The 8,385-nt window shown below is 68.4% G+C and carries 8 protein-coding genes; all 8 read left to right on the top strand.

Going from position 1 to position 8,385, the window contains the following annotated elements; translation table 11 throughout:
- Nucleotides 1-476: pilus assembly protein PilP (locus tag D7Y11_RS39930; RefSeq protein WP_120580682.1), on the top strand; the 476-nt coding region annotated here is incomplete at its 5' end.
- A 58-nt stretch (nt 477-534) separates the two neighbouring features.
- Nucleotides 535-3,309, top strand: a complete 2,775-nt coding sequence (gene pilQ, locus D7Y11_RS39925) for a type IV pilus secretin PilQ (RefSeq protein WP_126936302.1) — start codon at nt 535-537, stop codon at nt 3,307-3,309.
- A 33-nt stretch (nt 3,310-3,342) separates the two neighbouring features.
- Nucleotides 3,343-4,032: a hypothetical protein gene (locus D7Y11_RS39920; RefSeq protein ID WP_120580680.1), complete on the top strand. Its 690-nt coding sequence runs from the start codon at nt 3,343-3,345 to the stop codon at nt 4,030-4,032.
- The gene (locus tag D7Y11_RS39915) at nt 4,033-4,395 is read left to right on the top strand and encodes a hypothetical protein (RefSeq protein ID WP_120566331.1); all 363 of its coding nucleotides are present in this window, start codon (nt 4,033-4,035) and stop codon (nt 4,393-4,395) included. It abuts the gene before it with no gap.
- 141 nt (nt 4,396-4,536) lie between these two features.
- A complete protein-coding gene (gene efp, locus D7Y11_RS39910) occupies nt 4,537-5,118 on the top strand; it encodes an elongation factor P (protein WP_120580679.1) in 582 nt (193 codons plus the stop codon).
- 40 nt (nt 5,119-5,158) lie between these two features.
- Nucleotides 5,159-5,746 (top strand): acetyl-CoA carboxylase biotin carboxyl carrier protein, encoded by a 588-nt coding sequence (gene accB, locus D7Y11_RS39905; RefSeq protein WP_120580678.1) that lies wholly within the window; start codon nt 5,159-5,161, stop codon nt 5,744-5,746.
- 75 nt (nt 5,747-5,821) lie between these two features.
- Nucleotides 5,822-7,207 carry an acetyl-CoA carboxylase biotin carboxylase subunit gene (accC, locus tag D7Y11_RS39900; protein WP_120580677.1) on the top strand — a complete coding sequence of 462 codons (1,386 nt, stop codon included), beginning with the start codon at nt 5,822-5,824 and terminating at the stop codon, nt 7,205-7,207.
- Nucleotides 7,208-7,399: 192 nt separating this feature from the next.
- Nucleotides 7,400-8,385 (top strand): lipopolysaccharide assembly protein LapB (locus D7Y11_RS39895; RefSeq protein WP_126936301.1); only part of this gene is annotated, 986 nt, incomplete at its 3' end.

Raw genomic sequence — 8,385 nt, 5'->3', positions numbered from 1 at the left:
CTGCTCCCCCCAAGGCCGCCGCCCCCGCGCCGGCCCCAGTGGCGGAGAAGACCGAGGCGTCGGCGGCGCCAATGTTCGTCTACACCTACAGTCCGGTGGGCAAGCGGGATCCATTCCGCAGTCCGCTGGAGGAGCTCGGGCCGGTGGCGCGTGACGCACCGGAGCGGGCCTGCAATGAACCCCTGTGCGTGTTCGACCTCGACCAGCTCAAGCTGGTGGCGGTCGTCACGGGGGATGCCAGCCCACTGGCGATGGTCGAGGACCCCCTGGGTCGCGGCCACATCGTCCGGCGCAACACTCGCGTGGGGCGCCAGGGCGGCAAGGTCACACAGATTCTACGGGACTCGGTCACCGTCACCGAGGTCTTCACGGGCGCCAAGGGCGAGCTCATCAGCAATCCGGTGAGTCTCCAGCTCAAGGCGGATGGTGTGAAGGACCCCGCCTACAACCTGATGACGGGCAAGAACTGGGAGTAGCGCCCCACGGCGCGCCCGCGGGCAGTCGTCGCCCGCATCCAACTTGTTGAGGGGACGCATGCTCGAGCAGAGCGCTGTGACGAGGGGCAAGTGGATCATGGCGACCGCATGGGCGGTCGTCCTGGCAAGCGCCAAGGTGTACGGCGCGGATCTCAATACGCTGAGGGACCTGCAGGTGTCCCGGACGGGAGCCGGTGCCCAGGTCGTGGTGACCGGGACCCGGCCGCCCACCTTCACCGTCTTCCGGCTCAGTGGGCCGGAGCGGCTGGTGGTGGACCTGTCGTCCGCGGATGCCACCGGCATCAAGGGGCACCATGACGGCACCGGTCCGGTGTCCGGCGTGGTGGCCGCCCAGTTCTCCGACGCGCGCGCCAGCGTGGGCCGCGTGCTGGTGGCGCTCGACCAGGCCTCCCAGTACGACGTCCGCGCGGAAGGCAACCGCGTGGTCATCTCCGTGGACGGCTCGCCGGTGGCCCCCGCCGCCGCGACCGCCCAGGCTCCGCAGGCTCCGGCCGAAGCGAAGCCGGCCGAGCCCGCGCAGGCGGTCGCCGCCGCGCCGGTGAAGGCCGCGCCCGCGCCCGTGGTGGAGGCGATGGTGGCGGTGGTGCCGGAGGAGGGGACGTCCTCCAAGGTCGCCCCGTCCCAGGCGCCGGGCCGTGAGAACGTCGTCGCCACGGAGGCGGATGAGCGCGAGGTGGCCCACCCGGCCCAGCGCATCACCCGGCTGTCCCTGGAAGGCGAGTCGCTGCGCGTCGCCGCCGACGGCGAGATCGCCCGCTTCGAGGTCCTGGAGCTGGTGGACCCGCCGCGCCTGGCCGTGGACGTGTACGGCGTGGGCCTGAGCGCGAAGGCGCCCAAGGTGAAGGGCAACCTGCTCAAGGACGTGCGCGTGGGCGCCCACGAGGACAAGGTTCGCCTGGTGCTCGTGGCCAAGGGCGACATGCCCGCCTACCGCGTGGACCGCGCCGAGCGTGGCCTGGAAGTCGTGCTGGGAAGCGCGGTGGCTCGCAAGTCCAAGCCCTCGCAGCCGCGTGACGCGGTGGCGGAGACGGAGCCCCTGCGCCCGCAGCCCCTGCCCGTGCAGGAGTCGGCGAAGCCGCAGCCCGCGGTGGCGCAGGCCGCGCCGCAGCTGGCGGTGGTGGAGGTCAAGGACCTGTCCTTCGACGAGAGCCCGTCGGGCGGCCGCGTGCAGCTGAAGCTGTCCGGCGCGACGGCGTGGAAGGTGGACCGGCCGGATCCGCGCAGCGCGGTGCTGACGCTGGAGAACGCGCGGCTGCCCAAGAAGCTGGAGCGCAGCCTGGACACCAGCGCGCTGGACACGCCGGTGAAGATGATCAGCGCCTTCAGCGTGCCGGGTGAGGGCCGCAAGGTTCGCCTGGTGGTCGCCGCGGACGGCGCCATCGAGGAGAACGTCACCCAGGGCGCCAACAGCCTGAGCTGGCGGCTGGACGTGCAGGGCGTGAAGACGGAGGAGGTGGCCGTCACCCAGCGCACCGCCGGCTTCACGGCGGAGGCCCCGGCGTACGCGGCGGAGGGCGCGCCCCAGCAGGCGCGCTACCGTGGCAAGCGCGTGTCCTTCGAGTTCAAGGACATCGACATCCAGAACCTGCTGCGCGTCATCGCGGAGATCTCCAAGCGCAACATCGTCGTGGCCGATGACGTGGGCGGCCGCGTGACCATCCGCCTGCGCAACGTGCCCTGGGACCAGGCGCTGGACCTCATCCTGCGCACCAAGCAACTGGGCCAGGAGCAGGTGGGCAACATCATCCGCATCGCGCCGCTGAAGACCCTGGAAGAGGAGGCGCGGCTGCGCCAGGAGCGCAAGAAGTCGCTGCAGCAGCAGGAGGACCTGCTGGTCAGCCTGGTGCCGGTGAACTACGCGGTGGCCAACGACATGTCGTCGCGCGTGAAGGACGTGCTCAGCGACCGCGGCACGGTGACGGTGGATGTGCGCACCAACGTGCTCATCATCAAGGACATCCGCTCCAACACGGAGAAGGCGCGCGCCCTGGTGCGCAGCCTGGATACCCAGACGCCGCAGGTCCTCATCGAGAGCCGCATCGTGGAGGCGAGCACCAACTTCAGCCGCAACCTGGGCGTGCAGTGGGGCGGTCAGACGCGTCTGTCGGCCGCGTCCGGCAACCCGACCGGCCTCATCTTCCCCAGCACCGTCGGTGTCACGGGCGGCGCGGGTGGCACGGCCCCGGGTGTTCCGGCCCAGCCCAACTTCGCGGTGAACCTGCCGGCGGCGGTGGGTGCGGGCGTCGGTGGCGCCATGGGCTTCGCCTTCGGCTCCGCGGGCGGCGCCGTGCAGCTCAACCTGCGCCTGTCGGCGGCGGAGTCCGAGGGCACGGTGAAGACCATCTCGTCGCCCAAGGTCACCACGCTGGACAACAACACGGCCCGCATCAGCCAGGGTCTGTCCATCCCGTTCAGCCAGACGTCGGCCGGCGGCGTGAACACGACCTTCGTGGAAGCGCGCCTGTCGCTGGAAGTCACGCCGCACATCACCCAGGACGGCAGCATCCTCATGTCCATCCAGGCGCAGAACAACCAGCCGGACCCGTCCAACACCGGTGCCAACGGCCAGCCGTCCATCCAGCGCAAGGAGGCCAACACCCAGGTCCTCGTGAAGGATGGCGACACCACGGTCATCGGCGGCATCTACGTGCGCCGCGGCAGCACCTCGGCTGAATCGGTGCCCTTCCTGTCGAAGATTCCCGTGCTCGGCTTCTTCTTCCGGAGCACCCTGGAGACGGACGAGCGGCAGGAACTGCTCATCTTCATCACGCCCCGCATCCTCAACCGGCAGACCATCGCGCAGAGCCTCTAACGGCCTCGCACCCTGATTGGGAGAGACATTCCAATGAAGCCCTTCCTCATCGCGGCGGCCCTGTCGCTCGGGCTCTGCTCGTGCTCCGAAAGCACCCCCGTCGTCCAGATCCTCCAGACCATCCAGCCGGACGAGTCCTGCTCGTTCAACGTCGGCGATACCGGCATCGCGAATGGTTCGCTCAACCTGGCCTATCGGAACGGGTACCTGTTGGGGCTCGTCGTCAAGTCGAACTACACGAGCACGCCCATCGACGTGAACGGCGTTCCGCTGGATCCGGAGACCAACGTCGGAGGCTCCGCCACCGCCTTCGTGGACACGCTGAAGCTGTCCTACGCCTCGACGCCGAACATCAGCATCCCCGACGGCGAGGTTCCCTACTCGGCGACCATCAATCCCGCGTCGGATACGAACCGGCTGGTGGTCAACCTGATGACCGCGGAAGCCGCGACGGCCTTGCGGGCCGCCCTGTCCGGGACCGCGACGGCCACGGTGCGGGTCACCGCGCAGTTCACGGGCAAGTTCGCGTCGGGCGGCAAGAAGTTCGAGTCGAACGAGATCGTCTTCGGCATCGATGTCGCCAATGGGGCCGCCTCGCTTCGGACCTGCGGGCCAGGTGAGGACCCCGAGGTCCCGGAGGGCCCTTGTGGTTCGGGTGCCGGCCAGGACGGTCTGTATCCCTCGTGCCAGAGCGGGCCGGCGGCCCCGATCGTCGGGGGCTAGATGGCCTTCCGCACGCACCTTGAAGCGGTGGTGAACCAGGTGGACGGAGCCCTCGCGTGCAGCGTGATGGGCTTCGACGGCATCTCCGTGGAGACGTTCCAAAAGGACGAAGCCACGGAGCTGGACGTCTCCGGCACCTGGGTGGAGTACGCCAACCTGCTCACGCAGTTGAAGAACGCGGCCGAATCCCTGAAGACGGGCACCGTCACCGAGGTGTCCGTCAACAGCGAGAAGGTCCTCACCGTGATGCGCATGCTGACGCCGGAATACTTCCTGGTGTTGGCCCTGCGCGCGGACGGGAACTTCGGCAAGGGGCGCTATGTCCTGCGCGTCACCGCGCCGCAGGTGAAGGCGGAGTTGTAGCCGCGCACGTCCGCTCGGGCAGGGGGCTTGTTGACCCTGCCCGGCGACGCAGCGTGCCTCCGCTTTCCCCTTTGCAGGAACCAGGGCATGGGCTAGACACCCCGGACTTTCGCCTTTACGTTCGTCCCAGGAGTCGGTCCCATGGCCGGGTATGTCGATACGTCTGAATTCCGCAATGGTTTGAAGATCTTGTGGGAGGACAAGCCGTACGTCATCGAGTACTTCCAGCACGTCAAGCCTGGGAAGGGCTCCTCCTTCACCCGCACCAAGATCCGCAGCCTGCTGGACGGTCGCGTCCTGGAGCCCACGCTGAAGTCCGGCGACAAGGTGGGGACCCCGGACATCGAGTCCAAGGACATGCAGTTCCTGTATGTCCAGGGCGACGAGTATCACTTCATGGAGAAGAAGACCTTCGAGCAGACCTTCCTGACCAAGGAAGGCCTCGGGGAGTCGGTCAACTTCCTGAAGGAGAGCCTCGACGTCGAGATCCTCTTCTGGAACGGCAAGGCCATCAACGTGACGCTGCCGAACTCCGTGGACCTCAAGGTCATCAAGTGCGACCCGGGCGTGCGCGGCGACACCGTGTCCGGCGCCCTGAAGCCCGCCACGCTGGAGACCGGCTACAGCGTCAACGTGCCCCTGTTCATCAACGAGGGCGACGTGCTGAAGATCGACACGCGTGAAGGTGGCAAGTACCTCACCCGCGTGGCCACTGGCGGCTGAGAGCAGCTTCCCTTCACCTGGCGACCCGGGAGGGGTCCGAATGGCAACGAAGCGCAAGGCAACCCGGCCGACCGTGTCCTCGGGCGCGGCCTCCGGGCGGGATGCGGGTACCACGTCGCTGGACGTGGAGGCCCTCCGGCAAATCGTCGAAATCCTGGAGGCCTCCGACGTCACCCGGTTGGTGTGGACGAAGGGCCCGGAGAAGCTCTACATCCGCCGCGGTCACGCGCCGGAGACGACCATCGTCCACCACACGGCGCCCTCGGGCCCCGGGGTGACGGTGTCGCCGCCGGTGGAGTACGCCGCTCCGGCCGCCCCGCGGATGGCGCCCGCCGCCGCGCCCGCGGCCGCCGCCGCCACGGCGCCGGAGAAGCCCGCGGAGAAGCCGGGCCACCAGGTGACCAGCCCCTTCGTGGGGACGTTCTACCGGACCCCCGCGCCGGATCAGCCCCCGTTCGTGGACGTGGGCACGGTGGTGCGCAAGGGCCAGGTGCTCTGCATCGTGGAAGCGATGAAGTTGATGAACGAAATCGAGTCCGAGGTCTCCGGCCGCATCGCCGAAGTCCTCGTGGAGAACGGTCGCCCGGTGGAGTTCGGCCAGGCGCTGTTCCGCATCGAGCCGGCCTGAGTCTGCTGACCCGTCAGGCGCGTCCAGCCCTCTCCGGGCGGGACGCGCCCCAGGCCCTCGCGAAGGAGCACGGCCGTGTTCAAGAAGGTTCTGGTCGCCAACCGCGGGGAGATTGCCCTGCGGGTCATCCGCGCATGCCGTGAGCTGGGCATCGCCACCGTGGCGGTGCACTCCACTGCTGACGCCAACGCGCTGCACGTGCGCTTCGCGGACGAGGCCGTCTGCATCGGGCCGCCTCCGTCCAAGGAGAGCTACCTCAACGTGCCGCAGCTGCTCTCCGCGGCGGAGATCACCCGCGCGGACGCCATCCACCCGGGCTACGGCTTCCTGTCGGAGAACGCCGAGTTCGCGGAGGTCTGCGAGAACTGCAAGATCCGCTTCATTGGCCCGCGCCCGGAGATGCTGCGGCTGATGGGCAACAAGGTGCGCGCGCGCGCCGCGGCCCGCGAGGCCGGCCTGCCGTTGCTCCCGGGCAGCCCCGGCGTGGTGAAGGATCCGCGCGAGGCGGAGGCCTTCGCGAAGGAGATTGGGTTCCCGGTCATCCTGAAGGCGGCGGCGGGCGGTGGCGGCAAGGGCATGAAGATCGTCCGCGAGCCGGGTGTGCTCGCGCAGGCGTTCTCCACCGCGCAGGCGGAGGCCCTGGCCAGCTTCAACAACGGCGACCTCTACATCGAGCGGTACGTGGAGAAGCCGCGCCACATCGAGATTCAAATCGTCGCGGACGAGCACGGGAACGTCATCCACCTCAACGAGCGTGAGTGCTCCGTGCAGCGGCGGCACCAGAAGCTCATCGAGGAGAGCCCATCCCCCGCGCTCACGCCGGAGCTGCGCCAGCGCATGGGCGAGGTGTCCGTCGCCGCGATGCGGAAGATCCGCTACAACAACGTGGGCACCATCGAGTACCTGCTCGACGAGCGCGGCGAGTTCTACTTCATGGAGATGAACACGCGCATCCAGGTGGAGCACCCCGTGACGGAGTTGGTCATGGGCGTGGACCTGGTCCGTGAGCAGATCCGCATGGCCTACGGGCACCCCCTGCGCTTCAAGCAGGAAGACGTGCAGATACGCGGGCACGCCATCGAGTGCCGCGTGAACGCGGAGGACCCCGTCACCTTCGCTCCGTGGCCGGGCAAGATTACGGGCTACAGCGTGCCGGGTGGCTACGGCGTGCGCGTGGACTCCGCCGCGTACGAGAACTACACGGTGCTGCCGCACTACGACAGCCTGTTGTCCAAGCTCATCGTGCACGCGGAGGACCGCGAGACGGCCATCCGCCGCATGCAGCGCGCGCTCTCCGAGTACGTCGTGGAGGGCATCCGCACCAACATCCCGTTCCACCGGGCCGCACTGGCGGAGGAGTCCTTCCAGGAGGGCAACTACGACACCCGCTTCGTGGAGCGCCTGCTGGCGAGCGAGACGGGTTCGCGCCGGCTGAAGAAGGCCGTGGAAGAGACTCCGTAGCGCCTTGCCGTGAAGGCGTGGAAAACCCGCCGGGCGTGCGAGCGTCCAGGCGGGTGATCCAGCCCTGGGGGAGGGCAGGCTGTTTCTTGACCCGCATCGGAGGATTCCGTTAGCCTCCGATGCTCCCCCCCAGAGAAGGACTGAAACCCGCGAAGTTCCTCGGGGTTTCTGCCTGTCGGAAGCGCACGCTCGATGGACAAGAACAAGATCATCGAAGCCGCCGCGAAGCTGGTCGCGAAGGGCGCGTACGACAAAGCCATCAAGGAGTATCAGAAGGTCCTGGAGGTCGACCCGAAGGACATCCGGGTCCTCCAGAAGATGGGGGAGCTGTACCAGAAGAAGAACGACAACGCGCAGGCGGCGCACTTCTTCACCAAGGTCGCGGAGAGCTACTCCTCGGACGGCTTCTTCCTCAAGGCCGTCGCCCTCTACAAGCAGGTCCTCAAGCTCAATCCGAACCTGCTGGAGGTGAACCTCAAGCTGGCGGAGCTGCACCAGCAGCTGGGCTTGATGTCGGAGGCGATGGCGTACTTCCAGATCGTCGCCAACCACTACGACAAGGCGGGCGACACCAAGTCGAGCCTCGACACGCTGAAGAAGATGGTGGATCTCGACCCCGAGAACGTGGCGTCGAAGATCAAGCTCGCGGAGCTGTACGCGCGCGAGAACATGACGAAGGAAGCGGCGCAGGAGTTCAAGCGCGCCGCGGAGTACCTCAAGCGCAACGCTCGCGCGGATGACTGGCTTCGCGTCGCGGAGCGCCTCTCCGCGCTGGAGCCGGACAACCTCCCGCTCGCGAAGGAGCTGGCCGCGTCGTACCTGCAGCGCGGCGACCAGAAGCGCGCGCTCGCCAAGCTCCAGGTGTGCTTCAAGGCGGATGGTCGCGACGTGGAGACGCTGACGCTGCTGGCCCAGGCGTTCCAGGGGCTGGGCCAGATCTCCAAGACGGTGTCCGTCTACAAGGAGCTCGCGAAGATCCACCAGGAGCGCGGCCGCACCGCTGAGTCCGACGGCGTGTGGACGCAGATTGAGCTGCTGGATCCGCAGGATCCGGATCTGCTCGCGCGCCGGGGGCCCGTCGCCGAACCGGAGCCCGAGCCCGTCGCCGTGCACCACCCCGTGGAGGAGGCCGCGCCCGCGTGGAGCGCGCCGGCCCCCGCGGCGCCCCCGTCCCGTCC

It is taken from the genome of Corallococcus sp. AB018 (assembly GCF_003986945.1).
GTDB lineage: Bacteria > Myxococcota > Myxococcia > Myxococcales > Myxococcaceae > Corallococcus > Corallococcus exiguus.
This window is presented reverse-complemented; position numbering and strand designations above follow the sequence as displayed.